23 protein-coding genes, 1 tRNA gene and 1 pseudogene are annotated in these 23781 nt (G+C 64.0%); 12 read left to right on the plus strand and 13 right to left on the minus strand.

Annotated features, from left to right (window positions below):
• Nucleotides 1–594, plus strand: a pseudogene (locus AC1DJW_RS11670) (DUF3417 domain-containing protein); the annotation flags it as partial.
• Between the two features lie 107 nt (nucleotides 595–701).
• Here the strand turns inward: AC1DJW_RS11670 and AC1DJW_RS11675 are convergent.
• Nucleotides 702–1061: a barstar family protein gene (locus AC1DJW_RS11675; RefSeq protein WP_390281100.1), complete on the minus strand. Its 360-nt coding sequence runs from the start codon at nucleotides 1059–1061 to the stop codon at nucleotides 702–704.
• Nucleotides 1062–1066: 5 nt separating this feature from the next.
• On the minus strand, nucleotides 1067–3175 hold the full coding sequence (gene glgX / locus AC1DJW_RS11680; protein ID WP_476901469.1) for a glycogen debranching protein GlgX: 2109 nt from the start codon (nucleotides 3173–3175) through the stop codon (nucleotides 1067–1069).
• Nucleotides 3176–3457: 282 nt separating this feature from the next.
• On the opposite strand from glgX, the gene AC1DJW_RS11685 reads away from it, so the two are divergent.
• Nucleotides 3458–4270, plus strand: a complete 813-nt coding sequence (locus AC1DJW_RS11685) for a carbon-nitrogen hydrolase family protein (RefSeq protein WP_284753370.1) — start codon at nucleotides 3458–3460, stop codon at nucleotides 4268–4270.
• 189 nt (nucleotides 4271–4459) lie between these two features.
• On the opposite strand, the gene rlmB is transcribed toward AC1DJW_RS11685, so the two are convergent.
• From rlmB to AC1DJW_RS11710, 5 genes are all read right to left on the minus strand, one after another.
• The gene (gene rlmB, locus AC1DJW_RS11690) at nucleotides 4460–5455 is read right to left on the minus strand and encodes a 23S rRNA (guanosine(2251)-2'-O)-methyltransferase RlmB (protein ID WP_390281106.1); all 996 of its coding nucleotides are present in this window, start codon (nucleotides 5453–5455) and stop codon (nucleotides 4460–4462) included.
• Between the two features lie 79 nt (nucleotides 5456–5534).
• On the minus strand, nucleotides 5535–6998 hold the full coding sequence (cysS, locus tag AC1DJW_RS11695) for a cysteine--tRNA ligase (protein WP_476901470.1): 1464 nt from the start codon (nucleotides 6996–6998) through the stop codon (nucleotides 5535–5537).
• 57 nt (nucleotides 6999–7055) lie between these two features.
• Nucleotides 7056–7565 (minus strand): 2-C-methyl-D-erythritol 2,4-cyclodiphosphate synthase, encoded by a 510-nt coding sequence (ispF, locus tag AC1DJW_RS11700; RefSeq protein WP_476901533.1) that lies wholly within the window; start codon nucleotides 7563–7565, stop codon nucleotides 7056–7058.
• Nucleotides 7566–7588: 23 nt separating this feature from the next.
• Nucleotides 7589–8371, minus strand: coding sequence for a 2-C-methyl-D-erythritol 4-phosphate cytidylyltransferase (gene ispD / locus AC1DJW_RS11705; protein ID WP_390281110.1), 783 nt, complete (start codon nucleotides 8369–8371; stop codon nucleotides 7589–7591).
• Nucleotides 8372–8604: 233 nt separating this feature from the next.
• Nucleotides 8605–9087 (minus strand): CarD family transcriptional regulator, encoded by a 483-nt coding sequence (locus AC1DJW_RS11710; RefSeq protein ID WP_011690592.1) that lies wholly within the window; start codon nucleotides 9085–9087, stop codon nucleotides 8605–8607.
• A 295-nt stretch (nucleotides 9088–9382) separates the two neighbouring features.
• Here AC1DJW_RS11710 and AC1DJW_RS11715 point away from each other — a divergent pair, with 295 nt between their 5' ends.
• Nucleotides 9383–9955, plus strand: coding sequence for a hypothetical protein (locus AC1DJW_RS11715; protein WP_390281337.1), 573 nt, complete (start codon nucleotides 9383–9385; stop codon nucleotides 9953–9955).
• A gap of 152 nt (nucleotides 9956–10107) precedes the next feature.
• Here AC1DJW_RS11715 and AC1DJW_RS11720 read toward each other — a convergent pair whose 3' ends face one another.
• Nucleotides 10108–10788, minus strand: a complete 681-nt coding sequence (locus AC1DJW_RS11720) for a response regulator transcription factor (protein WP_059388662.1) — start codon at nucleotides 10786–10788, stop codon at nucleotides 10108–10110.
• Nucleotides 10785–11987 (minus strand): sensor histidine kinase, encoded by a 1203-nt coding sequence (locus AC1DJW_RS11725; RefSeq protein ID WP_284753532.1) that lies wholly within the window; start codon nucleotides 11985–11987, stop codon nucleotides 10785–10787. The genes AC1DJW_RS11720 and AC1DJW_RS11725 overlap by 4 nt, the downstream gene beginning before the upstream one ends.
• A 207-nt stretch (nucleotides 11988–12194) precedes the next feature.
• On the opposite strand from AC1DJW_RS11725, the gene phoU reads away from it, so the two are divergent.
• Nucleotides 12195–12848, plus strand: a complete 654-nt coding sequence (gene phoU / locus AC1DJW_RS11730; RefSeq protein WP_284753411.1) for a phosphate signaling complex protein PhoU — start codon at nucleotides 12195–12197, stop codon at nucleotides 12846–12848.
• Here phoU and AC1DJW_RS11735 read toward each other — a convergent pair.
• A complete protein-coding gene (locus tag AC1DJW_RS11735; protein WP_476901471.1) occupies nucleotides 12845–13564 on the minus strand; it encodes a phosphoglyceromutase in 720 nt (239 codons plus the stop codon). The two genes, phoU and AC1DJW_RS11735, sit on opposite strands and share 4 nt — an antisense overlap.
• Nucleotides 13565–13697: 133 nt before the next feature.
• Between AC1DJW_RS11735 and AC1DJW_RS11740 the strand changes: the two genes are divergently transcribed.
• Nucleotides 13698–14510, plus strand: coding sequence for a class I SAM-dependent methyltransferase (locus tag AC1DJW_RS11740; RefSeq protein ID WP_390281113.1), 813 nt, complete (start codon nucleotides 13698–13700; stop codon nucleotides 14508–14510).
• Nucleotides 14511–14575: 65 nt separating this feature from the next.
• Here AC1DJW_RS11740 and AC1DJW_RS11745 read toward each other — a convergent pair whose 3' ends face one another.
• Nucleotides 14576–14914, minus strand: a complete 339-nt coding sequence (locus AC1DJW_RS11745; RefSeq protein ID WP_284753414.1) for a DUF2516 family protein — start codon at nucleotides 14912–14914, stop codon at nucleotides 14576–14578.
• Between the two features lie 10 nt (nucleotides 14915–14924).
• On the minus strand, nucleotides 14925–16109 hold the full coding sequence (locus AC1DJW_RS11750) for a trans-sulfuration enzyme family protein (protein ID WP_476901472.1): 1185 nt from the start codon (nucleotides 16107–16109) through the stop codon (nucleotides 14925–14927).
• Nucleotides 16110–16298: 189 nt separating this feature from the next.
• Between AC1DJW_RS11750 and tmk the strand changes: the two genes are divergently transcribed.
• Genes tmk through AC1DJW_RS11765 form a run of 3 tightly spaced genes read left to right on the plus strand, consistent with a single transcriptional unit; the run spans nucleotide 16299 to nucleotide 19745 of the window.
• A complete protein-coding gene (tmk, locus tag AC1DJW_RS11755) occupies nucleotides 16299–16943 on the plus strand; it encodes a dTMP kinase (RefSeq protein ID WP_476901534.1) in 645 nt (214 codons plus the stop codon).
• On the plus strand, nucleotides 16940–18088 hold the full coding sequence (locus AC1DJW_RS11760; protein ID WP_390281117.1) for a DNA polymerase III subunit delta': 1149 nt from the start codon (nucleotides 16940–16942) through the stop codon (nucleotides 18086–18088). Before tmk ends, AC1DJW_RS11760 begins: the two co-directional genes overlap by 4 nt.
• 49 nt (nucleotides 18089–18137) lie before the next feature.
• On the plus strand, nucleotides 18138–19745 hold the full coding sequence (locus AC1DJW_RS11765; protein WP_390281119.1) for an alpha/beta hydrolase: 1608 nt from the start codon (nucleotides 18138–18140) through the stop codon (nucleotides 19743–19745).
• 184 nt (nucleotides 19746–19929) lie between these two features.
• On the opposite strand, the gene AC1DJW_RS11770 is transcribed toward AC1DJW_RS11765, so the two are convergent.
• Nucleotides 19930–20673: an HAD-IA family hydrolase gene (locus AC1DJW_RS11770; protein WP_476901473.1), complete on the minus strand. Its 744-nt coding sequence runs from the start codon at nucleotides 20671–20673 to the stop codon at nucleotides 19930–19932.
• 221 nt (nucleotides 20674–20894) lie between these two features.
• Here AC1DJW_RS11770 and AC1DJW_RS11775 point away from each other — a divergent pair.
• The 4 genes from AC1DJW_RS11775 to AC1DJW_RS11790 all read left to right on the plus strand — a co-directional run bounded on the left by AC1DJW_RS11775 (nucleotide 20895) and on the right by AC1DJW_RS11790 (nucleotide 23760).
• Nucleotides 20895–20967 (plus strand) — tRNA-Thr (locus tag AC1DJW_RS11775).
• Between the two features lie 230 nt (nucleotides 20968–21197).
• Entirely contained in the window at nucleotides 21198–21863 is a 666-nt protein-coding gene (locus AC1DJW_RS11780) for a hypothetical protein (protein ID WP_284753419.1), read from the plus strand.
• Nucleotides 21864–22056: 193 nt separating this feature from the next.
• Complete coding sequence (srmL, locus tag AC1DJW_RS11785; protein WP_476901474.1) at nucleotides 22057–23175, plus strand: PheS-related mystery ligase SrmL; 1119 nt, start codon at nucleotides 22057–22059, stop codon at nucleotides 23173–23175.
• Nucleotides 23176–23376: 201 nt separating this feature from the next.
• Entirely contained in the window at nucleotides 23377–23760 is a 384-nt protein-coding gene (locus AC1DJW_RS11790; protein WP_476901475.1) for a PASTA domain-containing protein, read from the plus strand.
• Nucleotides 23761–23781: the final 21 nt, after the last annotated feature.

Here is a 23781-nt window from a genome sequence, read left to right on the forward strand (position 1 = left end):
TCCACGGTCTCCGCGGAAGCCGGCGCGGCCGGGCCCTCGCAGTCCGGCCCGGAAGCGATCCCGACGCACTGGGTCTCCATGATCAAGCACACCCTGGCCCACCTCGGCCCGGCCGTCTCGGCCGACCGGATGCTCCAGGACTACGTCAATACCCTCTACCGCCCGGCAGCGGAGTCCGGACGGCATGCCGTGGCGGGCTCCTTCAAGGAAGCGAAGGAACTCGCGGCGTGGACCACCAAGGTCCGCAACGCCTGGCCGCAACTGATCGTTGAACACGTTGACTCCGTGGGCGTCTCCGAGGAGCCCCAGGTCGGGGACACCCTCCAGGTCAACGCGTACATCGCCCTGCACACCCTGACACCGGACGACGTCAGCGTCGAGGTAGCTTACGGGCGGGCTGAAGAAAGCGATGAGTTGGAGGACATCACCGTGGCCGAACTGAACTCGTTCGAGGATCTTGGCAACGGGCGCCACCTGTTCACGGGGTCCATCCTGATCAACCGCTCCGGATCCTTCGGCTACACCGTCCGGGTCTTCCCGAAGCACCCCTCCCTGGCCTCCAAGGCCGAACTGGGGCTGATCGTCAACGCGTAGCGGCTAACCGGGCCCCGGGTGTCAGCAATCCTACGCGTGCTAGCTCCTTCGTCGCTTTTGACGCACGCTTCCGGATCACTGACACCCGGCGGATTCGGTTTAGTTGGCTACTGCTGGAAGACCGCTATGACGGCGATGTCCCGCCCGGAGTAGGATTCGGCGTCCTGGAGGATTTCGCAAACCAACCCGAAGGAGCGGTCTGTCCGGTAGGCCGCCGGGACCTGCCAAATCAGGGTGACGGGTGGTTGGTCATCCTCAGAGACGCTGTCTGCGAAATCGTGGAGTGAATCGTTGAGCGCGTCCAGGTTCACCCCGTAGTACTCGGGGAAATCGAGCACCTGGCCGAACACTTCCAAGACGGCCTTCTTGCTGGCTGCCGGCGGCACCATCACGGTGCGGCGGCCGGCGTCGGACACTTGTTCCTGCAGTTCTTCCAGTGTCCAGGTGTCTGCGGAATAGATCTTCATGGTTCCTAGGTGCGGTAGACGTTGATGGTGTTGCCTTGGACGACTTCCCGCTCGCCTGCCGCGACCAGTGCTCCCTGCCTGCGGTCATTGAGCTCGGACGTCGTCAGGCGTAGTTCGAACATCCGGCTCCCCGCCCCGGATTCGGCAACCAGCTTGGGCAGGACAACCTTCTGGTCATCCTTGTTCCCGTTGATCACGATCAAGCCGCGGTAAGCGCCGCCCTCCGAGCTCACCAAAAGCTGCACAACCCGCAGGGAGGGATCGTGCCAACGGGCCGCGGTCATGGGCTGGCCCTTGTCGTCAAACCAATCCAGGCCCGTCCCCTTGTCCGGGAAGCCTGCGTCCTGGGCCTGCATGAACTCCTTGCGGAGCCGGATCACCCGTTTGGTGCTCCGCAGCATCTCATGCGATTCGGGTGTCTGGGTCCAGTCGATCCACGTCAGGGGGTTGTCTTGGCAATAGGCGTTGTTGTTTCCCTGCTGTGTGCGCCCGAGTTCGTCTCCGGCAGTGATCATGGGCACGCCGATGGAGATCATCAACGTGGTCATGAGGTTCCTCTTCGAAAGGGCGCGCGCCGCAAGGATCCTCTCGTTCTCCGTGCGTCCTTCGAATCCGTGGTTGTAGCTGCGGTTGTCACTGTGGCCGTCGCGGTTTTGTTCGCCGTTGGCCTCGTTGTGCTTACGGTCGTAGGACACCAAGTCGGCGAGCGTGAAACCGTCGTGGGCGGTGATGAAGTTGAGGGAGGCGAGCCTGGAGCGTCCCGACGATTCAAATACCCGCGTGGAGCCAGTCAAGGCGTCGGCCAGGACTCCCACGTTGCCGCCGGACATCCCCGCGTCGGCAGCGCCCCGGTCAGAGAGCCAGAAGCGCCGCACGCCGTCGCGGAAGTGATCGTTCCAGTCCACCCATCCTTCGGGGAAGCGCCCGGTCTGCCAGCCACCGTAGCCCACGTCCCACGGTTCGGAAATGAGCTTGGTCCGGGAGATCACCGGATCCTCCGCGATCCGCTTCAGGAATGGGTGCTCAGGATCGAACTCGTTGCCCGCGTTGCGGCACAGGGTCACGGCAAGGTCGAAACGGAAGCCGTCTATGTGGAATTCTTCCGCCCAATAGCGCAGCGACTCAATGGCCAGATCCACTACCCTGGGTTCGGCGAAATTGAGGGTGTTGCCGCAGCCCGTCGTATCGAGGTAGCGGCCGTGGGCATCGTGGCGGTAGTACCGCTCCTCGCCCAGGCCCCTGAAACTGAAGGTGTCGCCGTCGGGCCCGCCTTCCGCTGTGTGGTTGTAGACGACGTCGAGGATCACCTCGATCCCGGCGGCGTGCAGGAGCTTCACCATGCCCTTGAATTCGTCCTGGACGGCGTGGGGGCCGGCCTGCTGGGCGGCCTGCGTGGCGTAGTCCGCATGGGGCGCAAAGAAGGCTGCGGTGTTGTAGCCCCAATAGTTGGTCAGGCCCAGGTACTGCAGGTGCTGCTCGTCCATGTGGAAGTGGATGGGCAGCAATTGAACGGCCGTGACTCCCAGTGAGTGGAAGTGCTCGATCATTGCGGGGTGGGCCATGCCGGCGTAGGTGCCGCGGAGGTGCTCCGGGATATCGGGATGCAGCATGCTTTGGCCGCGGACGTGGGCCTCGTAGACAATGGTGTCCCGCCACGTCGTGCGCAGCGGACGGTCGTCACCCCAGTCAAAACCCGATTCCATCCGCACGGAGGTCAGCAGTTCACCGCGCTGGTGCACCGCCCGACCGTACGGATCCAGCAACAGCTGCTCGGCGTCGTCGGCGTCAAAGTCCAGAGCAGGAACGGACAGTGGAAGCGCGTCATCGTGGACTGCCGCGCGGAAGCCGTACCGGGTGCCGGGTGGCAGCCCGTCCACGATCCCGTAGTGCACGCCGTCCTCAAGTTTGGGCAGCGTGTGGACTTTCCAGGAGTCACCGGGGGCCTTGTAGGCGATTTCGACCCTAGTAAGTCCGGGGGCCCATAGAGCGACGTTGACCCGGTCCGGCGAGGGGGTGTCGCCGTCGGACACTTCAGGCCGCGGAATACTCAGCCCGAGCGGCGACGGCCGCGAGGCGTCCACTGTAGATGCTGTGTCAAAAATCGGCATAACCATTACTTGAGAGTTTAGTCTCCGACGCCAATTCTCCCTTGCCCGCGGCCCATATGACAGTGGTCATGCCCGGCAACCGGAACCAAGCCGGCGGCCCCGGCGAACGCAAACAAGCCCCTCACCTGCTGAAACGTCGAATCGCCCGGCTCATTGCGCTTTTCGTGAAACCAGCCGTTTGAGCGGATTGTGTCGGTTGCGCCGAATGCGCCCCCACGCACGCGGATGAGTTCGAATCCTCGGCACGGTCGTTGCATACTTTGGCTATACACCAATGTGGAGGTAATTGTGCGAATCGCCCTTGCTCAACTCATCAGCGGCCGCGAGCTGGCAGAGAACCTGGTCCTGTTGGAAGACTACGCCCGCCGGGCCAAGGAAGGCGGCGCAGAGCTCGTGGTGTTCCCCGAAGCGACCATGCGGGCGTTCGGGAATTCCCTGCTTGACATCGCCGAACCCCTTGACGGGCCATGGGCCAGCCAGGTGCGGAAGATCGCCCAGGACCTTGGGATCGTGATCGTGGCCGGAATGTTCACTCCCGGGCTGGCGTCCGACGGCAGCAACAACGGCAAGGTCCGGAACACCCTGATCGCCACCGGGCCCGGAGTGGACACCAGCTACGACAAGATCCACCTCTTCGACGCCTTCGGCTTTGCCGAATCGGACACCGTCGACGCAGGCACTGATCCGGTGACGTTCGACGCCGGAGGGCTCACCTTTGGCTTGGCCACGTGCTACGACATCCGTTTCCCTGCCCTCTTCACCGCCAATGCCGATCGTGGAGCCGTCGTGAATATCGTGTCCGCTTCCTGGGGTGCCGGGCCGGGGAAGGCGGAACAGTGGAAACTGCTCGCGCGCGCCCGGGCGATCGACACCACGACCTTCGTGCTTGCTTGCGGCCAGGGCGATCCCGCGAGCCAAGGCCGTGAACCCAAGGGTGCGGCGCCGACCGGAGTGGGGCACTCCGTCGTCGTGTCCCCCTTGGGAAACGTGCTTGAAGAGCTCGACGCCGAGCCAGGCCTCTTGTTCGCGGAGCTGGATGCCGCCGTCGTCGAGGACGCACGGGCCAAGCTCCCGGTCCTAGCCAACCGCCGCGACTTCTAACCCCGCCTTCTCGAGGGAACACTGACGCTCGCTCACATCTGGCGTTAAATCGACGGACGCTCGCTCACATCTGGTGTTAAATCGACGGACGCTCGCTCACATCAAGTGAGCGAGCGTCCGTCGGAAACACCCTATAAGTGAGCGAGCGTCTGTATTTGGCCGGTGGCTGTGCCGCCACCCACCGCAGGGTTACTTCGTGGCGCGCTGCCTTGAGACTTCGTACAAGGAGATGCCCACGGCCATGGAGGCGTTGAGCGATTCCATGGCCGAGTCGATCGGAATGGAGATGATCTGGTCGCAGTTTTCGCGGACCAGGCGGCTGAGGCCCTTGCCCTCGGAACCCACGACAATGCACACGGGATCGGTGGCCAAGGAGAGATCCGGCAGCGAGACATCGCCGTCGCCGTCCAGGCCCAACACGAAGATGCCCATCTGCTTGAACTGCTTGAGGGCGTTGTTCAGGTTGGCCGCCCGGGCCACGGGGACGCGGACCGCCGCGCCTGCGCTGGTCTTCCAAGCCGAAGCGGTGACGCCGACGGAGCGGCGCTCCGGAACAATCACGCCGTGGCCGCTGAAGGCGGAAACGGAGCGGATGATGGCGCCCAGGTTGCGGGGGTCAGTGATGCCGTCGAGCGCAACGAAGAGGGGCGCGTTGGGAATGTACCCCTTCTTCCATTTGGCGACCGTCTCTTCGGCGAGGTCGTAGGCGTCCTGGTATTCGTACGGCGGGATCTGCAGTACGAGGCCCTGGTGGACGGCGTCTTCGGTCATGCGGTCCAGTTCGGGCTTACCGGTTTCCAGCAGCGGGATGCCCCGTTCGGCGGCGAGCTTGAGGGACTCCTTGACGCGGTCGTCCATCTCGATCCGGATGGCAACGTGCAGTGCCTTCGCGGGGATTCCGGCGCGCAGCGCCTCCACCACGGAGTTGCGTCCAGTGACCACTTCCTCGGTAGCCCGACCCTTCGGGCCTGAGCGGGCGCCCGGGTTGGAGCGGCTGGCGCCCCCGGCTGCGCGTTTGGCCGCGGAGCGCTCGGCGAGCTGCTTGCTCTTGTACGCCTTGTGGTACTCGCGGTCCTCAGCCTTGGGGGTTGGACCCCTGCCTTCCAAGGCCTTTCGACCGTGGCCACCGGTTCCGGTGGTGGGGCCCTTCTTGCTTTTGACAGCCCGGCGACCGTTGTTGGCCATGAATTCCACCCTTGATTGTGTTGAGTACGTCTGCAATCAAGTCTACTGAATCAACTTAAATCGGGACGACGGCGCTTTCTCAGTCCTTTTTGAGGCTCCAACTCGCCCCATCGGCGCCGTCCTCGACGGCGATTCCGGCTGCCGCGAGAGTGTCGCGGATCGCGTCGGAAGCGGCCCAGTCCTTGTTGGCGCGCGCCTCGGCGCGGGCCTGCAACTGGGCTTCCACGAGGACTTCAAGGGCTTGGGCCGTCTCGGAGTTTTCCTGGACTTCGCCGCGGACATCGTTGAGTCCAAGAACGGTTGTCATGGCGAGCACGGCTTGGAGTGACTGCCGGGCCACGGTGTCATCCCCGGACGCCAGCGCCGTATTTCCGGCACGGACAGTCTCGTGCAGGGCGCCGAGGGCCTGCGGAACGTTGAGATCGTCATCCATGGCAGCTGCGAAGGCATCCGGCACGGGGCTCGACTCGGGGTGCGCGGCGAACTCGCCACCGAACTTCTTGGAGGCTTTCGCAATAAAACCGTAAATGCGCTCCACGGCGGCCGCGGCCTCCTGGAGCGAGGTGGGCCGGTAGTCCAGGATGGAGCGGTACTGCGCCTGGCCGAGGTAGTACCGGACAACCCGTGGACTCGCGAGCTCGAGCATTTCTTCGGGGCTCACCGTGTTGCCTACGGATTTGGACATCTTTTCGCCCTCATACGTGACCATGCCGTTGTGCAGCCAGAAGTTGGCGAACTCGTCACCCGCAGCTTGCGATTGTGCCATCTCGTTCTCATGGTGCGGGAAGCGGAGGTCCAAGCCGCCGCCGTGGATGTCGAACTGCTGGCCCAGGTACTTCGTAGCCATGGCGGAGCATTCAAGGTGCCAACCCGGCCGGCCGGTTCCCCACGGCGAAACCCAGCTCGCCGTCGTCGGCTCCCCGTCCTTGTAGCCCTTCCAGAGCGCAAAGTCGCGCGGGTCGCGCTTCCTGTTGCTGAATTGAGGCTCGACGTCGGCGGCTCCCTGCATGTCGTCGATGTTCTGGCGGGTCAGCGAGCCGTACTTGCTCCAGGAGCGGACGTCGAAGTAGACGTCCCCGGAGTCGTCCAGCGCAGGATAGGCGTGCCCGCGGTCGATAAGCCTTTGAATGAGGGCGTGCATCTCGGGGATGTGGCCGGTGGCGCGGGGTTCGTAGGTGGGGCGGGAAACGCCGAGGACGTCGTAGGCCTGCTCGAACTCCTGCTCGTAGCGGTAGGCCAGGGCCCACCATTCTTCCTCGGCCTTGGCTGTGGGTTCCTCGGCCCAGTCCGGCCCGAACGACTGCGCCGACTTCGCAAGGATCTTGTCGTCGATGTCCGTGACGTTGCGGACAACAGTGACACGCAGCCCGCGGTATTCAAGCCAGCGGGTCAACTGGTCAAAGGCGATCGCGGAACGGACATGCCCCACGTGCGGCACCCCCTGCACCGTGGCACCGCAGTAGTAGACGCTGGCCTTGCCGGCTTCAAGGGGAACGAAGTCGCGGACTTCGGCGGATGCAGTGTCGTAAAAGCGCAGGGTCACCGCTCCAGATTAGCGGATGCGCACCATCTGGCTTCGTTGCACACCAACTAACTCTTTTTAGGCGGCATCGCCTGGGGGCGCTGCCGCCACGGCGTAAACGAGGGCCGTGGCGACGGCGGAAATGCCCTCGCCGCGCCCCGTGAAACCCAAGCCATCGCTCGTGGTCGCCGTGACGCTGACGGAAGCTCCCGCGGCGGCGCTCAGGACGCGCTGCGACTCTTCACGCCGCGGCCCGAATTTTGGCCTGTTGGCAACGAACTGCACAGCCACGTTCCCGATTTCGAAACCGGCGGCACGGACAATCCTGGCCGCCTCCCCCAGCAGCTTCACCCCGGACGCACCTGCGAACTCGGGACGGTCGGTACCAAAATGCGTGCCCAGATCGCCGATGCCGCACGCGGAGAAGAGCGCGTCGGCCGCTGCATGGGCGACGCAATCGCCGTCGGAATGGCCTGACAGTCCGCGTTCCCCTTCCCAAAACAGTCCGCCGAGCCATAGCGGCTGCGGATCGTTCTCGGGCGCGTAGGCGTGCACGTCAACCCCGATGCCCGTGCGCGGCAGGATCATCGCTACGTTCTCCGAGGCTGCCATCAGCCTTCCACCCAGCGGAATCCGAGCGGCCCTTCCAGCAGGCCTTCGGCAATGATGAGGTCCAGCGGCGTGGTGATCTTCAGCGATTGGCTGGCACCTCGGACTGCGTGAACGGGAACGCCCAGGAGCTCAACGAGCATGGCGTCATCCGTGACTGCCGCCGATTGCTCGTCGTCGAACGTCGCGGCCGCCGCGTGGGCGCGCAACAATGTCTCGTAGTCGAACCCCTGCGGGGTCTGCACCGCACGAAGTTGTTCGCGCGGGGCGGTGCCGGTGACGATCTCCGGCGCGATTCCGGCGTCGTCCCCGTCAGTTTCCACAACCATCTTGACGGTATCCACCACCGGCATTGCGGGGATGACTGCTTTGGCGCCCGACGAGAGCGCCATGGCGACGCGGTGGAAGACCCGGTCGGGAGTCAACGCCCGCGCGGCGTCGTGAACGAGCACGGCGCGCGTTCCCTCAAGTAGCGCCGCTAGGGCGGCGCGGACCGAAGCGGCGCGGGTGGATCCGCCGTCGACCACTGTGATCAGCGGCCCGTCAGCGCCCAGCTCTTGGCGGAATTGTTCACAAAGCTCGCGCAGTTCCAGGTCCCCCGCCGGGACGGCCACGCAAATCTGGCGGGCAACGTCCGCCGTCGCGACGCCGCGAAGGGCATGGGTCAGGATCGTTTCGCCGCCCAGCGGCACTTTTGCCTTGGGCATGCCGTAGCCAAGCCGCTCCCCTGAGCCGGCCGCAACGACGACGACGGCGGTGGCCTCGCGCTGGGATTGTGTAGTCATGCGCCCAAGCCTACGTGGTGCCCACCCGCCCAACTAGCTCGCACTAGGTGTCGTTTTGGGCGCTAAAAACGACACCTACTGCGTGGGCCAACGCCGGCGAGGGCCCCTGCCTGAGCTTGCGAAGGCTGGGAGCCGGTGGGGACAGTTGGGCTGCGGGGCCGGGAGTTGTGCTTTTGGGCAAAAGGAAACCCCGGCGGCAGGTTGCCACCGGGGTTCAAATCTTTGAATCTCTGTTAGGAAGCCAGAACTTCGTCGAGAACGCTTGCGGCCTTCTCTTCGTCGGTCTTCTCAGCCAATGCCAGTTCTGAAATCAGAATCTGACGGGCTTTGGCCAGCATTCGCTTTTCACCTGCGGAAAGGCCGCGATCGTGATCACGGCGCCAAAGATCGCGGACGACCTCTGCAACCTTGATGACGTCGCCGGAAGCAAGCTTCTCCAGGTTTGCCTTGTAGCGACGGGACCAGTTGGTGGGCTCTTCAGTGAACTCGGCACGGAGGACGTCAAATACGTGCTCCAAGCCTTCCTTACCCACTACGTCGCGAACCCCAACAAGGTCTACGTTTTCTGCTGGAACTTCAATGGTCAGATCACCCTGAGCCACCTTGAGCTTGAGATACATTTTCTCTTCGCCCTTGATAGTGCGCATCTTGATTTCTTCAATTTTTGCTGCACCGTGGTGAGGGTAAACTACTGTCTCGCCGACCTCAAAAACCATGTGGACTTTCCCCTTTCCCGCAGACCAGTTTATCACGCTTAAGGCATACGATTGGCACGGAAAGGGGTCCTGAGCCCTGTAAATACGCGGAAAATGGCCTTTTCAGCCCTCCGGCACCCCCTTGACGGGAGGGCATAAAAGTGCATTGGACACAGCGTTCCCGATGACGCTACTCCTTCTGGAGGGCCGCCACAATGGTGATCGGAATCCTTGTTCCTGCTAGTTTGCCGATAGGCTATGCCTGAAAAGTGTTCCAATGACTCTTAGAGGAGTACGTGTCGTGCGCATTACTGCGATGAACCGTGTCCAGCGCGGCAAACTGGCGATGGCAGCGGCCGCCATCGGCATCGGTCTCTTGTCCGTGACCGGCTGTGGCTACATCAACCCCCAGCAGACCAACGAGCAGTATTCTCCGTCTGACGGCGTCAGGGATGACCTCGGTTCGCTCCAGCTGCGCAACATGCTCATCGTCTCCACGGATGCCAACAAGCCGGGGCGCGTCATTGGTGCCGTGTTCAACACCTCCTCGAGCGATGCAACCCTGACCATCAGTGGTGCCGGCGGGTCACAGGCGACCATTCCGGTCAAGGCCAAGTCCCAGACCTACCTCAACGAGAACACCGACCCCGCGATTCTGAGCACGAGCGGCGGAGCCCCGGGCTCCATGGTTTCCGTGACCATCAAGTCCGGCTCCGATTCCCGCACCGTGCAGTTCCCGGTCCTGGATGCTTCGTTGAAGGAATACGCGAAGTACCTCCCCACCGTTTCCGCTTCTCCGAGCCCCTCGGTCAGCGGTTCCGCCACCCCGGGCAGCAGCGCGACCTCGGGCACCAGCGCGACCCCGACGCCGAGCGCCACCGGCCACTAGTCGGCCAGCGACCTGCGCCGCTCGGGTCTGCAACAGATCCGGCTCCACGAACGCAAAAGGAAGGGCTCCCACCACGGGAGCCCTTCCTTTTGCTATGTTGCTCTCTGTTCGCCTTACGCGGCCGTTCCGGACCTCGCCGGCCCCACGGGTTCCTACGGCTCGAACTTGTAGCCCAGGCCGCGCACTGTCACGAGGTAGCGGGGCACCGAAGGGTCAGGCTCGATCTTGCTGCGCAAACGCTTCACATGGACATCCAAGGTCTTGGTGTCGCCCACGTAGTCGGAGCCCCAGACGCGGTCGATCAACTGCCCGCGGGTGAGCACGCGGCCCGAATTGCGAAGGAGCATCTCGAGGAGTTCGAACTCCTTCAGCGGAAGAGACACCTGTTCGCCGTTGACGCTCACCACATGCCGCTCGATGTCCATCCTGACAGGGCCGGCCTGCACGGTGGACGTGATGAGTTCCTCCGGCTCGCCTTGCCGCCGCAGCACGGCACGAACGCGCGCCACGAGTTCCCGGGAGGAGTACGGCTTGGTGACGTAGTCGTCCGCGCCAAGCTCCAGGCCAACCACCTTGTCGATTTCCGAGTCCTTGGCCGTCAGCATGATGACCGGGACGCTGGAGCGCTGGCGCAATTGCCGGCAAACCTCGGTGCCAGGGGTCCCCGGAAGCTGCAGGTCCAGCAGCACAAGGTCGGCCCCGTTCCGGTCGAACTCCACCAAGGCGTCACTGCCGTTGTCCACAACCTGGACATCGAAGCCTTCCTTGCCCAATAGGTAGGAAAGAGGGTCGCTGAAGGACTCTTCGTCCTCCACGATCAGAATCCTGCTCAAGCGCCAGCTCCTTGCTCTAGGGCGCGCACAGCGCCCGTCGTTTGAATCACGCTTCGGGGCTTCGCCCCGGCGTCGTCCTCCTGGCCTTCCATTTCCGGAAGGCGGATGGTGAAAGTAGAACCTTGGCCGGGCTGCGACCAGACGGTGACTTCGCCGCCGTGGTTGGACACCACGTGCTTGACGATACTCAGGCCCAAGCCTGTTCCCCCGGTCTGCCTGGACCTCGCCGCATCCACGCGGTAGAAGCGTTCGAAGATGCGTTCCTGATCCTCGGGGCTGAGGCCCTCGCCCTGGTCCGTGACGGAAATGGCCACCACGCCCTCTTTAGCGCGGACCCCCACTCCCACACGGGTGTTCTCCGGCGAATAACGGATGGCATTGTCGATCAGGTTCCGCAAGGCGGTCACCAACAAGTCCTGGTCACCGAACACCATTGTTTCCGAGCGGCCGCCGACCACGATCTTGATGTTCTTGAGTTCGGCCGGGAGCTGCGAACGATCCACGGCTTCGGCGATCACCGTATTGATATCCACGGTGTGCCCTTGCTGTGCCACGTTCGCGCCCTGAAGCCGGGACAGCTCAATGATGTCCTGCACCAGCGCGGCGAGCCGTGTGGATTCCTTGTGCATGCGCTTGGCGAAGCGGCGCACGGCTTCTTCGTCGTCCGGGCTTGCCTCGAGCGCCTCGGCCAGCAGGGAGATGGCACCCACCGGCGTCTTGAGTTCGTGCGATACGTTGGCCACGAAGTCGTTGCGGATCTCTTCGGTGCGCGTGATTTCGGTGCGGTCATCGGCCAAGAGGACGATATATTCCCATCCGAGCATGGCTGCCCGCACCTGCACCACAATGGTTCCCTTGCCAAGGGGACCGCGGGGCAACTCGAAAGTCTCCTCCAGGATCACGCCGTCGCGCCGCACCTTTGCGGTCATGTCCAGCAACTGCTTGTGGACCACCGTGTGGCCCCGCACGAGGCCGTACGCATAGGCCGCGGGACTGGCCCGGACGACGCCGTCGATCGCGTCCACCACGACGAAAGCGCGCCCGACGACGGACAGCACCTCCGCGGCTCCCTCCGGAAGCAGCGGCTCGGTGACGTCCAGGTCCACGATCTTCCGCTGCCGTTCACTGAGCCTGAACGCGAGCACGCCAAAGACGCCGCACGACAGGCCGACTAGACCTGCGATGACACCGATGAGCACTGGATCCACGGATCTAGCTTATGCGCTCAAAACACTGCAAAATATGGAACGGTCACCAAACGGCCCCGGTTCAGCTAACGTTCACCTAAAGGTGCGCAATCGTTCATTGACCACTGCCACCCTTACTAGTTGGACCGTAGTTAGCTGTGATGATTTTCCGCGCCGTCAGAGGGGTGCGGAGGAGATTTCCAAGGAGAGGACGCCACCGTGCGCAAGGTTTTTCAGGAGGAGCTCATCCAGGTCGGTGAGGACCTCATCGAGATCTCAAAACTGGTCACAGAGGCGATCCAGAACGCGACCACCGCTTTCGAAGGTGCCGACGTTGATCTTGCCCAGGATGTCATTGCTGCCGATGCCCGCATCGATTTCCTGCAGAACGGACTCGACGAACGGGCCATCGACATCCTGGCCCTCCAGGGCCCCGTGGCAAGCGATCTCCGGATGATTGTCGGCTCCCTGCGGATGAGCGCATCCCTGGAGCGCATGGGTGACCTCGCCCGGCACGTGGCCCAACTGGCCCGTTTGCGCTACCCGGCCACGGTCATCCCGGAGCAGCTGACAGCAACGTTCAAGGACATGGCGCGCCTCGACCTCGAAATCATCCAGAAGGTCACCCTGCTCTTGGAGTCGCGTGACTTGGAAGTCGCCCGGGACATCCTCAAGCTCAACATCCGGGTGGACGATCTGCACTTGAGCGTCTTCAGGGCAATCGCAGATCCCGCCTGGGCCGAGACTGCGGCCACCACGGTGGATGTGGCGCTTGCCAGCCGATACTTCGAGCGTTTCGCGGACCACGGCGTCTCCGTTGCCCGCAAAGTGACCTACCTGGTCACCGGTGAATGGCAGCCAGAAGGCTTCTAGCCGGGCTTAATAAACAACGACGGCGGCCGGCCCACCATTGGTGGTTGGGCCGCCCCCAAGTTCTCGTCCAGGTCGTAGACCAGCGGGATGCCCGTGGGGATGTTCAGGCCGGTTATGTCTTCGTCGCTGATGCCGTCGAGGTGCTTGACGAGGGCGCGCAGGGAGTTGCCGTGGGCCGTGACCAGGACCGTCTTGCCTGCTTTGAGGTCTTCCTTGATGTCGGACTCCCAATACGGCAGGAGACGCACGAGGACGTCCTTGAGGCACTCGGTGCGAGGCAGGGCGTCGCCGAGGCCTGCGTAGCGCACGTCGTTCACCTGGGAGAACTCGCTGTCATCGGAAAGGGCAGGCGGCGGGGTGTCGTAGCTGCGGCGCCATTCCATGAACTGCGCTTCACCGAATTCGGCGAGCGTCTGGGCCTTGTCCTTGCCCTGCAGCGCACCGTAGTGGCGCTCGTTGAGGCGCCAGTCACGCTTCACCGGGATCCAGCCGCGGTCAGCCTTGTCCAGGGAGATGTTCGCGGTGTTGATGGCCCGCTTGAGGAGGGACGTGTACAGGATGTCCGGGAGAACGTTGTTCTCGACCAGTAGCTCTCCACCGCGCGCTGCTTCCTCGCGGCCTTGGTCGTTCAGGTCGACGTCCACCCAGCCGGTGAACAGGTTCTTGGCGTTCCAGTCGCTGTGGCCGTGGCGCAGCAGAATCAGCTTGTAAGTCATGGTTTTCATCCTAAGCGATCAGGCCCTGCCGCTGCCGGGCGTTACGCCCTCCGCAACGCGGGGTCACTTAGCGCCGGTGTTTGCGCCTCGGATGGGCCGTAAGTGACCCCGCGTTGGAGGATAAAGTTGGACGGTGGTGCAAAAAGCGGAGCGGGTGCAGGGAAGACGCGGCAAACCCGTCGGCAACATCACCAGAGGCACCACCAATCCCAACCGCATGCGCCGCCTGGACCGCTGGTTGGCGGGCCCGCAGGGATGGCGGCTGCGCTCCGCCGTCGACCCCTTGGTAGTGGACCTCGGCTACGGCGCTTCCCCGGCCACCGCCGTCGAACTCTTCGAAAGGCTGCAGGCCGTCCGTCCGGACGTCCGCGTGTGCGGGATCGAGATCGAACCCGAGCGCGTCCGGATCGCGAAATCCTTGGAGAGGCCCGGGCTCAGCTTCCATGTGGGCGGTTTCGAGGTTCCTGTTCCAGGCAATCCCGTGTTGGTGCGGGCCTTCAACGTGCTGCGGCAATACGAGGAATCGGATGTGGCCGGGATCTGGGCGCTCGTGCAGTCGCGGTTGGCACCGCAAGGATTGTTCATCGACGGCACGTGCGACGAAATCGGCCGAAGGGTGACGTGGGTTGCGTTGGATCCGAACGGACCGTTGAGCCTGAGCTTGTCCATGCGGTTCGGCAGTTTCGAACTGCCCTCCGACGTGGCCGAACGCCTCCCGAAGGCACTCATCCACCGCAACATCCCCGGAGAACGCATTCATGCTTTCCTGAATGCTCTGGACCAGGCCTGGTTGGAGGCCGCGCCGCTTGCGTCCTTTGGCAGGAGGCAGCGGTGGACCGCCATGTGCCAATCAATGCGCGACGCCGGTTGGCCGCTTCAGGACGGAACGTCGCGCTGGCGCTTGGGTGAACTTACTGTCGACTGGTCAGCGGTGGCTCCGGCCTAGCTAACCTGGGCCCACGCCGGCAGGGTTCCCTGAGCGAGCTTGCGAGCTTAGGGAGCCGGTGGGGCTCACCAAGGACCGTACGGCCCCTGGTTGCGGCCGCTGTTGCCGATTTCCTTCACCGCGGGACGGACGTCCGCCAAGTAGACGCATGCCGCGGTCACGGCGGCGATGCCAAAGATACCAAAGCCACCGCCGCCACCGAGGACGGAAAGGCCGCCGATCACCGCGGCGACGCCGGTCAGGGCCAGCCAGAAGGTCTTGGTGCGCTTGGATGCGGCTTCAAAGGACGAGGGTTTGTGGCGCAGGCAATCGACCAGCGCCCACAGCTCCAATGCGAAGGCAACCAGTCCCAGAATGAACCAAATCCCATTCTGGATGTATGAAATCAAAATTTTTCCGTCCACGTCCTCAAGCCTAGCGGTCAAGCGACTTGAGTGCTTGCTCTAAATCGGCCCAGAGGTCTTCGACGTTCTCGATGCCTACGCTCATCCTGACCAGGTTGTCTGGCACGCTGAGCGGCTCGGCGGTGTGCCGGCGTCGGCGTTCGATGAGGGATTCGACCCCACCCAGCGACGTCGCGGGGATCCACAACTGCAATGCACGAACGAGTTGATCCGCTGCGTCGGCACCGCTGCGGGTTCCGTCCCCGGCCAGTTGGATGCACAGGATCGAACCGAAGCCCTTCATCTGGGACTTGGCCCGTTCGTGGCCGGGGTCGTTGGGCAGTCCTGGGAAACGTACGGATTCGACACGCGGGTGGGTGCTCAGCCGCTCGGCCAACGTTGCGGCAGAAGCTTGCGAGCGCTCGATCCGGAGTGCCAGCGTGCGCAGTCCGCGGAGCGCGAGCCAGGCCTCGAAAGGACCCGCGATGCCGCCGTGGATGATGCGGTGGTGGAGGAGTTCCGCGCGCAGTTCCGGATTGGATGTCACCAAGGCGCCGAGTACGACGTCGGAGTGGCCGGCCAGGTATTTGGTCACCGAATGGAGCACGACGTCGGAGCCCAGGCTGAGGGGCTGCTGGACAAGCGGCGTGGAGAAGGTGTTGTCCGTGACCACGATGGCGCCGGCCTCACGGGCAGCGGTGGTCAGGGCCCGGACGTCGGCAATGCCGAGCGTCGGGTTGGTGGGGCTTTCAATCCACAGCATGTTGGCGGGCTTTCCCTCCGCGGGGGCGAGCTGTGCCTTGACGGCGTCGGTGTCCGCGATGTCGACGGTCCGCAATTCAAGGATGCCCTTGGCCGCGAGTTCGGTGGCCATGACGAGCGATCCTGCGTAGCTGTGCGTCGGCATGACGAGGACTCCCCCGGCCGGCACGAGCGACAACGCGGAACTCACTGCGGCCAGGCCCGAGGCATAAAGCAGGCCGGGGAGCTCGGCGCCCTCCAGTTGGGCCAGCGCTTCTTCGAACGGATCCCACGTGGGGTTCGCATAGCGCCCGTAGCCGCGGTCGCCGTCGCTCAGTGCTCCTGTGCCGAAATACGTGGAGGACAGAACGATCGGCGGGTTGACGGGCTGGTCATGGCTTCGTTCGGGACGGCCTGCCGCTACCACCACAGTGTCAGGGGACAGATCTGCGGCATGTTCTCGGGAAAGACTCATTGCTCCAGCCTACGGCGCAGGGAGCGGGCGCTGGAAAGCTGTTACGGCTGAACCTCATACCCCTGAACTGCTGCAGGCGGCAGGGTGCGTCCCTCGCGCGCGGACATGCGCCGTCGTCGGGCACGGTCAGTGTTCCTCTGTACGCTTAGATCCGTGACTACGCAGCGCCTCAAGCAGGACCAGAGCCCCATGCCGGACCAGCGCCCAGGACTCTTCATCGCCTTCGAGGGCGGGGACGGGGCCGGCAAGTCCACGCAGGCCGCCCGCTTGGCTGAGGCGCTCGAGTTGCTCGGCTTTTCCGTGCTGCGCACCCGAGAGCCCGGGGGCACCCCGATCGGCGAAAAGCTGCGCTCCCTCGTGCTGGACCACGGCCACGGCACTATCGATCCCCGGACCGAGGCCCTCATGTTCGCCGCATCCCGGGCCGCCCACGCAAGCCAGGTCATCCGCCCGGCCCTGGCACAGGGTTCAGTGGTGATCACGGACCGCTATATAGATTCCTCCGTCGCCTACCAGGGTGCTGGCAGGGACCTCGGGACCGTGGATGTCAGGCGGCTCAACGAATGGGCCACCGAAGGCCTCGAGCCGGACCTGACGGTACTTCTCGACGTCCACCCCGGCGATGGCCGGGACCGCAGAACTGCCGGAGACGTTGCCGAGGACCGGCTCGAGTCGGAACCGGACGATTTCCACGCCCGGATCCGTGCGGCGTTCCTGGAGCTGGCCGGGGCCCGCCCGGAGACGTACCTCGTGCTGCCCGCCCAGGACGCCATCGAGGACCTCGCAGCCCAGATCCTCGGGCGCGTGCGGGACTTGCTCGGGAGCCGGACATGAGTGTCTGGGACGAGCTCCAGGGCCAGGCGCCCGTCGTCGCGCAATTGCGTGCGGCGGCCCAAGGCGAAGGCCTCACGCACGCATGGTTGTTCACGGGACCGCCGGGTTCAGGCCGTTCGAACGCGGCCAAGGCGTTCGCGGCGGCGTTGAACTGTGAGCAGGACGACGTCGCCCTTCGAGGCTGCGGCGAATGTGCCTCGTGCCGGACCATCCTCGGCGAGACCCACTCCGACGTGACCTTTGTCCGCACGGAGAAGGTCACCATCACCATCGAAGAAGCCCGCCAGCTGGTGTCCAAGGCCGGCGACCGGCCGGCGTCGGGCCGTTGGCGCATCATTGTGGTGGAGGACGCGGACCGGATGGCCGAGCGCACCACCAACGTACTCCTCAAGGCCATCGAGGAACCCACGCCCCGGACGATATGGATGCTGTGCGCGCCGTCGCCCGCGGATGTGCTGGTCACCATCCGCTCGCGTTGCCGCCCGGTGAGCCTCCGGATTCCGCCAGCTGCCGACGTCGCCGCCCTGTTGGTAAGGCGCGACGGCGTCGACCCCGCCATTGCGGACCGGGCCGCCCGCGCTGCCCAAAGCCACATCGGCATTGCGCGTCGGCTGGCCCGCGATCCGGAGGCCAGGGAGCGCCGGATGGAGACTGTCCGCTTCCCACTGGGCCTGCGCGGCGTCACCGCTGCCGTGATGATGGCCGAAAAGCTGGTCAAGATCGCGACCGATGAGGCCAACAGCTCCAACGACGAACGCGACGCCGCCGAGAAGGTTGCCCTGCTCGCGAGCCTGGGCGCTCCGGAGTCGGGCACATTGCCGCCGTCGATGCGAAGCCAGGTGAAGCAGCTTGAGGACGACCAGAAACGGCGGGCCAAACGCTCCATCACAGATTCCCTCGACCGCACGCTGACCGATCTGCTCTCCTTCTACCGGGACGTTCTGGTCATCCAGTTGGGGAACGCCGTGGAGTTGGTCAACGTTGAACTCAGGAGTGAATTGGAGGCCTACGCGGCAGGCTCCACGCCTGAGATCACCTTGGCGCGCATGGATGCCATCAACAAGGCGCGCGTACGGATCACCACGACCAACGTGGCACCGCTGTTGGCGGTCGAGTCCATGGCGAGCAGCCTGATTCAGCAATAGCCGGATAGTTTAGAAGTACAGCACGCTTCCCCAGCCTGAGGAGAAACGCATGACCCCCGCACGACGCCGGCCCGCCGGGTCCAGATCCAGGACACGGTTCCCATCACTGCGGCGGGCGGCAGCGGCAGTCGCTGCCACGGTCTCCGCCAGCCTGCTGCTGAGCGGTTGCGTGTTCTCCGTACCGGTGCCCAACGACGGCGCCAGCAATGGGACCGGCAGCGGCAGCGTCAGCACCCCGGACGCGTCCATCGCCGCCGCGGCTCCGGCAGGACTGGAGAGTTTCTACTCCCAAAAAGTGGACTGGACATCCTGCGAGCAGGGATTCCAGTGCGCCAACATCAAAGTACCGGTGGACTATGCCAAACCCGATGGTGACAGCATCTCCATCGCGGCCATTCGGCTCCAGGGCCAGGGCACAAAGAAAGGCTCGCTGCTGGTAAATCCCGGTGGCCCCGGCGCTTCGGGCTATGACTTCGTCAGGGATGCCGGGAAGACGCACTTCACCAGCAAGCTGAGGTCCAGTTTCGACCTGGTTGGCTTCGATCCCCGCGGCGTCAAGCGATCGGCGCCGGTGACGTGCCTCAGCGATGCCGAGCGGGACGCTTCCCGCGAGAAGGTCTACAACTACGAAACTGACCAGGGCATCGCCGCGGCGTTGGCCGACACCAAGGCCATCAATGCCAAGTGCGTGGAAAAATCCGGCCCCGCCCTGGCACATATCGACACCGCCAGCTCCGCCAAGGACATGGACATCCTCCGCGCAGTGCTGAATGACGCAAAGCTCAACTACCTGGGTTTCTCCTACGGAACCTCCCTCGGCGCCACCTATGCGTCCCTGTTCCCGAACAACGTCGGCAAGCTCGTTTTGGATGGCGCAGTTGATCCGGCCCTCAACAACGAGGACCTCACTGCGGGGCAGGCAGAGGCGTTCGAAAAGGAGCTCCGCACCTATGTGGCGGATTGCCAGGCCAAGTCCGGGTGCCCTATGACCGGCAGCGTCGATAGCGGCGTGCAGCAGATCCAGGACCTCATTGCCGACGTCGAGCAGAATCCCAAGCGCGCCAAGGACGGCCGGCTGGTCACCGGGGCGACGTTTGTCAGCGGTATTTTCACCCCGCTCTACGACAACGAATCGTGGCCTGTCCTGACCCAGGCCCTGGTGGCCGCGTTCAAGGGCGACGTGTCGCTCATGCTTCGGATTGCCGACTTCGGCGCAGACCGGGACCCGAACGGCACCTATACTTCGAACACCCAGTTCGCGTTCAACGCCATCAACTGCCTTGACTACCCCATGGTCACGGACACGGCCGGGATGCGTTCCGAAGAAGCCCGGTTGAAGCAGCTCTCCCCCACCTTCGGCTACTACTTCGCCTACGGCGGCATCAACTGCAAGGACTGGCCCTACAAGCCGGTGCACACTCCGGCCCCCGTCAAGTACACGGGCGCGGCGCCGGTCGTGGTTGTTGGCACCACCGGGGACCCCGCGACGCCAGTCGCCTGGGCTGGTTCATTGCGGAAACAACTCGGCAACGCTTCCCTTGTGACGTGGAGGGGCGAAGGCCACACCGCCTACGGCCGCTCCAACCAATGCGTGTCCGACGCCGTCGACAACTACTTCGTGGACGGAAGGGTGCCCTCAGACGGGACTATGTGCTGAGCTTGGCGGTTCCGTTGTGGGCGGTTCGCCCGCAACGGTGGTCATTTGTTGAGGCGTAGCCCGGAATGGTGGGCCGGATGGCGGCCTGCACTTTTGCGCGGGCCCCAGCAGCGTAGGTGGCGGAATGACGGCTCCCGCGTAGCGGACACCAGACCAAAAGTGGTAGCTCGTTGAGGACCCTGCGTCAGAGCCTTGCGGCGCGGGGCTCAAGCAGTGCGGGAAGGTCCTTGACTGAGGGCACGACGGCGGTGGCGCCGGCCGCGCGCAAAGCCGCCTCGGAATGGAAGCCAGTGAGCACGCCCACCACGGCGGAGGCGCCGGAGCGAAGGCCGGACAACATATCCGAGCTCGTGTCCCCCACCACGACGACCTCGCGGACATCATCCAGGTCGAGGGCCAACACAGCCGTGAGAATCATGTCCGGGTAAGGGCGCCCGCGGCCGGCGTCGGCGGGGCACAGGCTGAGATCGGCCTTCCCCATCCAACCCAAGGACTCAAGCACGATGTTCTGGGTGTGCCGGCCAAAGCCCGTAGCCAGGCAAACTTTCACGCCGGAGTCCCGCATCCAGTCGATGGTCTCCTCGGCGCCTGGAATAGCCCGGACGCCGCCGTCGGCAATCAGATCGTCGTAGGCCCGTTCAAAGGCCTTATTGGCGCTCTCGGCGCGTTGGGCTTCTTCAAAAAGTTGGCTGAAAACCGTCAACTTCGAAAAGCCCATGGTGTCCCGGGCGTAGCCGAGCATGCTTTCGAAGCGGGGCGAACCAGGCTCGACGCCGGTCTCCTGCAGGGCGAAGGACATCGCACGCTCGGTACGGCCATCGTCGGTAATCGTGGTGCCCACCATGTCCAAGACAGCAAGCCGGAGCCGCTGCGCACGATGTGCCCCGGCGTCGTCCGCGTTGATCCTCTTGCTGCTGTCCATGCTCATGGCGCCCCTTCGCTGGTTGATGACCGAAATCGTCCGGCCACGTTAGTCCGCCCAGCTTGCCCCCGGTCCGCGACGACGGCCTGAACCCGGCGCGACGAGCGGGTGAATTCCGCAACAACGGGGCCGCGGGAGCTCCGCCCGGGCCGTTTTGACCCGGACGAGGTGACTCTATTACAGTTGTATCTTGCGTGATTCAGCCGGTACCCGGACGATAACGCGGTGCTTCCTTAGCTCAGTCGGTAGAGCGTTTCACTCGTAATGAAAAGGTCATCAGTTCGATTCTGATAGGAAGCTCGAAAAGCCCCGCCATTCCATAGGAATGAGCGGGGCTTCCTTTTTTGGTTCACGGCTGCTTTCACGACCCGGGCACGAGTGCCTTGGCTCGCAACGGTAGGCTGCCCGGCGCGCCGGGCGCTGCGAAGTTCAGGCAACAGGATAGAAAAGATGGGCGGGAGCTACCGGCTTCCACTCGTCTTTCCTCGTTCTGTGGGACAGACTTCCGAGCTCCCGAACACCTGAGGGTCATGAACTTCCGTAATCGCCTCGCCCTGCCCACCGCATTCCTTTTTGCCGCATTGACCCTCGCCGGATGTCAGCAGGGAACCCACCCCGCCGAAGCGATGACCAAGGCCGCGTCACCGGCAGTTCCTCAGGCCGTTGCAGCCGTTCCCGGTGGTGCGGCGGCTGCAGCCGTGAAGTCCATCCACTCCCCCGGCGTCGTCGCTACCGACGAGCAGCTTGCCGCAGGACAGTGCTCCGCCAAAGTGGTCGACGCCGCCAGCGGCGCGTACCTGCCGGACCCGGCCTGCACTCCGGGGGCCGCAGATCCAGCGGTTACCCAGGAGAACATCGACTCGACGATTTGCATGAGCGGCTATACGGCCACGGTGCGCCCGCCCGCTTCGAATACCGACAAGGTGAAGGCCGAGAGCCTGCGCGAATACGGCCAGACCGCTGTGAAGACCACGGAATACGACCATCTCATCAGTCTTGAGCTCGGCGGCACTAACTCCGTGTCGAATCTGTGGCCTGAGCCGAACAAGGCGAGCGCCACGGGCACCACGAACCCGAAAGACGCGGTGGAGAACACCCTGCACAAGGCCGTCTGCACTCACAGGGTCACCCTGTCAGCTGCCCAGAATGCGATCGCCCACAACTGGGTCACCGCGCTCAAAGACCTCGGTTTGTAGCGGCGCAAACCGCTGACTCCGACGATCAGGGTCAGCAGCTGGGGTATAGTCACCCCCTGCTCTGCATGCGTCGATTTACTTGCCCCCGACCGGGTTCCGGTCGCGAGGGCTCTGAGGCGCGCGCCTAGGTCCTGGCGCCGGATTTGAGTCGGGGGTGGAACCCGCCGCTCAAATCCGATCATAAGGACCCGCAATGCCCGCTTATCTCAGTCCCCCCGAACTCAACAACGCTTTGACCATCCGGGATCTCTCAAATCCGGACGGCGGGCCTCATGCAATGCAGACACTCTTGCAAGGAGCAATCGACGCGTTCGGCAGCAAATGGGGTGTGCCAGAACGGATCGTTCGGCACAGCCCGCTGGTGAGCGTGGCGGACAACTACGACCGCCTGGGATTCAACGAATCGGATGTCACTCGGGATCAAAGATACTCCCGCTACGTCAGTCCGACGGTGATGCTCCGCAGCCATACCTCGGCTTCCATCCCCTCTCTGCTGCGGGCACTGGATCCAGACGAATCCATCGACGAGCTCTGGGCCATCCCCGGTCTTGTCTACCGGCGCGATTCCATCGATCGCACCCACGTCGGTACTCCACACCAGGTCGACTTGTGGCGCGTCAGCTCCCGGGAAGCCCTCGACGCCGGTGACTTGCAGGAAATGATCGCCTCCCTCGTACAAGCGGTCATTCCGGGGGCGCAGTGGCGAGCAGTTCCGGCAGTTCACCCCTACACCAGGAAGGGCTTGCAGCTCGATGTATTCATAGACGGGGAATGGCTCGAACTCGCGGAGTGCGGACTCATGGCCCCACATCTGTTCTCCGAGGCTGGCCTGGATCCCGCAAAGTGGTCGGGACTGGCTCTGGGGATGGGCTTGGACCGGGCCCTGATGCTCCGCAAAGGCATCCCGGACATCAGATTGCTCAGGTCGACCGACAAGAGAATCGAACAGCAGATGCTTGACCTGTCCCAATGGAAACCGGTCTCGCAGATGCCCTCAATCTGCAGAGACATTTCTATCGTCATTCCCGCGGATTTGGATGCCGAATTGCTCCGAGACCGAGTGCGGACAGCCTTGGGCAAGCAAGCCGAAGACCTGGAAAGCGTCGAACTCCTGGCTCTGACTTCCTATGAAGAGCTTCCCGCGTCAGCGCGGGCGCGGCTCCGCATTCGCAACGGACAGGCCAACGCCCTGATACGTCTGGTGCTTCGTCCCCTCACCCGAACCATGACAGATCCACAGGCCAACCACATCCGCGACGATGTTTACCTTGCCCTGCACGAGGGGCCGGTCAAGGAGCTCATCGCCGGATAGAGCATGCGCGGCCTCGGTCGACGACGATCATCCTTCTCTGGAATCCGACATGCCCGATGATGCCCAGACTATTAGTGGCGAGGACATGGCCATCGGCGCAAGATGGCAATCGGGTCCGGGACCCGCTGACAGGGAAGCCTCATCGGCGATGTTGCCTGGATGTTGGACGAGGCGGACAATACCGGCAGGAGGTTAGATGCCATGTCTGACACGCTCGACGACGACCGGCGGGCCGCGGACTTCGTCCTCGTCCCGGATGTTGTGGGGGAACGCTTCCTCAAAGCCCGGGAGATCGCAGGGGCCGCTGGCCTGACCTTGGCGAATCCGGACCCGGATGGGCCGCCGATCAGTGAGATAGCGTGGCGACGAAACACAACCGTTCAGGCCCAGTCTCCTGATCCAGGGAGCCTGCTGTACCGGTACGGTTCCCTCCGGGTTTGGTTGCGATCGGATCTGGAGCCGGACATGGCCCGCAAGCCCGACAGCCCGCCACCCTCGGTGGACTCGGCTCATGCAGTTCCGGAAGTCGCGCCTCGATTAGTCGAACTTGCCGGCGAGCAACCGACCGGCGAAGCCGCCGAGTAACAAGCTCCTCCTGTCCCGCTC

The organism is Arthrobacter sp. 05L417 (assembly GCF_056397865.1).

What these genes read in the sequence shown, in the direction of transcription:
- AC1DJW_RS11710 (WP_011690592.1), bottom strand. Translation starts at nt 9,087, where the DNA reads ATGGTTTTTGAGGTCGGCGAGACAGTAGTTTACCCTCACCACGGTGCA.
- AC1DJW_RS11675 (WP_390281100.1), bottom strand. Translation starts at nt 1,061, where the DNA reads ATGAAGATCTATTCCGCAGACACCTGGACACTGGAAGAACTGCAGGAA.
- glgX (WP_476901469.1), bottom strand. Translation starts at nt 3,175, where the DNA reads ATGGTTATGCCGATTTTTGACACAGCATCTACAGTGGACGCCTCGCGG.
- AC1DJW_RS11780 (WP_284753419.1), top strand. Translation starts at nt 21,198, where the DNA reads ATGAACTTCCGTAATCGCCTCGCCCTGCCCACCGCATTCCTTTTTGCC.
- srmL (WP_476901474.1), top strand. Translation starts at nt 22,057, where the DNA reads ATGCCCGCTTATCTCAGTCCCCCCGAACTCAACAACGCTTTGACCATC.
- AC1DJW_RS11770 (WP_476901473.1), bottom strand. Translation starts at nt 20,673, where the DNA reads ATGAGCATGGACAGCAGCAAGAGGATCAACGCGGACGACGCCGGGGCA.
- tmk (WP_476901534.1), top strand. Translation starts at nt 16,299, where the DNA reads ATGCCGGACCAGCGCCCAGGACTCTTCATCGCCTTCGAGGGCGGGGAC.
- AC1DJW_RS11760 (WP_390281117.1), top strand. Translation starts at nt 16,940, where the DNA reads ATGAGTGTCTGGGACGAGCTCCAGGGCCAGGCGCCCGTCGTCGCGCAA.
- ispD (WP_390281110.1), bottom strand. Translation starts at nt 8,371, where the DNA reads ATGACTACACAATCCCAGCGCGAGGCCACCGCCGTCGTCGTCGTTGCG.
- AC1DJW_RS11790 (WP_476901475.1), top strand. Translation starts at nt 23,377, where the DNA reads ATGTCTGACACGCTCGACGACGACCGGCGGGCCGCGGACTTCGTCCTC.
- ispF (WP_476901533.1), bottom strand. Translation starts at nt 7,565, where the DNA reads ATGATCCTGCCGCGCACGGGCATCGGGGTTGACGTGCACGCCTACGCG.
- AC1DJW_RS11765 (WP_390281119.1), top strand. Translation starts at nt 18,138, where the DNA reads ATGACCCCCGCACGACGCCGGCCCGCCGGGTCCAGATCCAGGACACGG.
- AC1DJW_RS11750 (WP_476901472.1), bottom strand. Translation starts at nt 16,109, where the DNA reads ATGAGTCTTTCCCGAGAACATGCCGCAGATCTGTCCCCTGACACTGTG.
- AC1DJW_RS11735 (WP_476901471.1), bottom strand. Translation starts at nt 13,564, where the DNA reads ATGACTTACAAGCTGATTCTGCTGCGCCACGGCCACAGCGACTGGAAC.
- AC1DJW_RS11715 (WP_390281337.1), top strand. Translation starts at nt 9,383, where the DNA reads ATGAACCGTGTCCAGCGCGGCAAACTGGCGATGGCAGCGGCCGCCATC.
- rlmB (WP_390281106.1), bottom strand. Translation starts at nt 5,455, where the DNA reads ATGGCCAACAACGGTCGCCGGGCTGTCAAAAGCAAGAAGGGCCCCACC.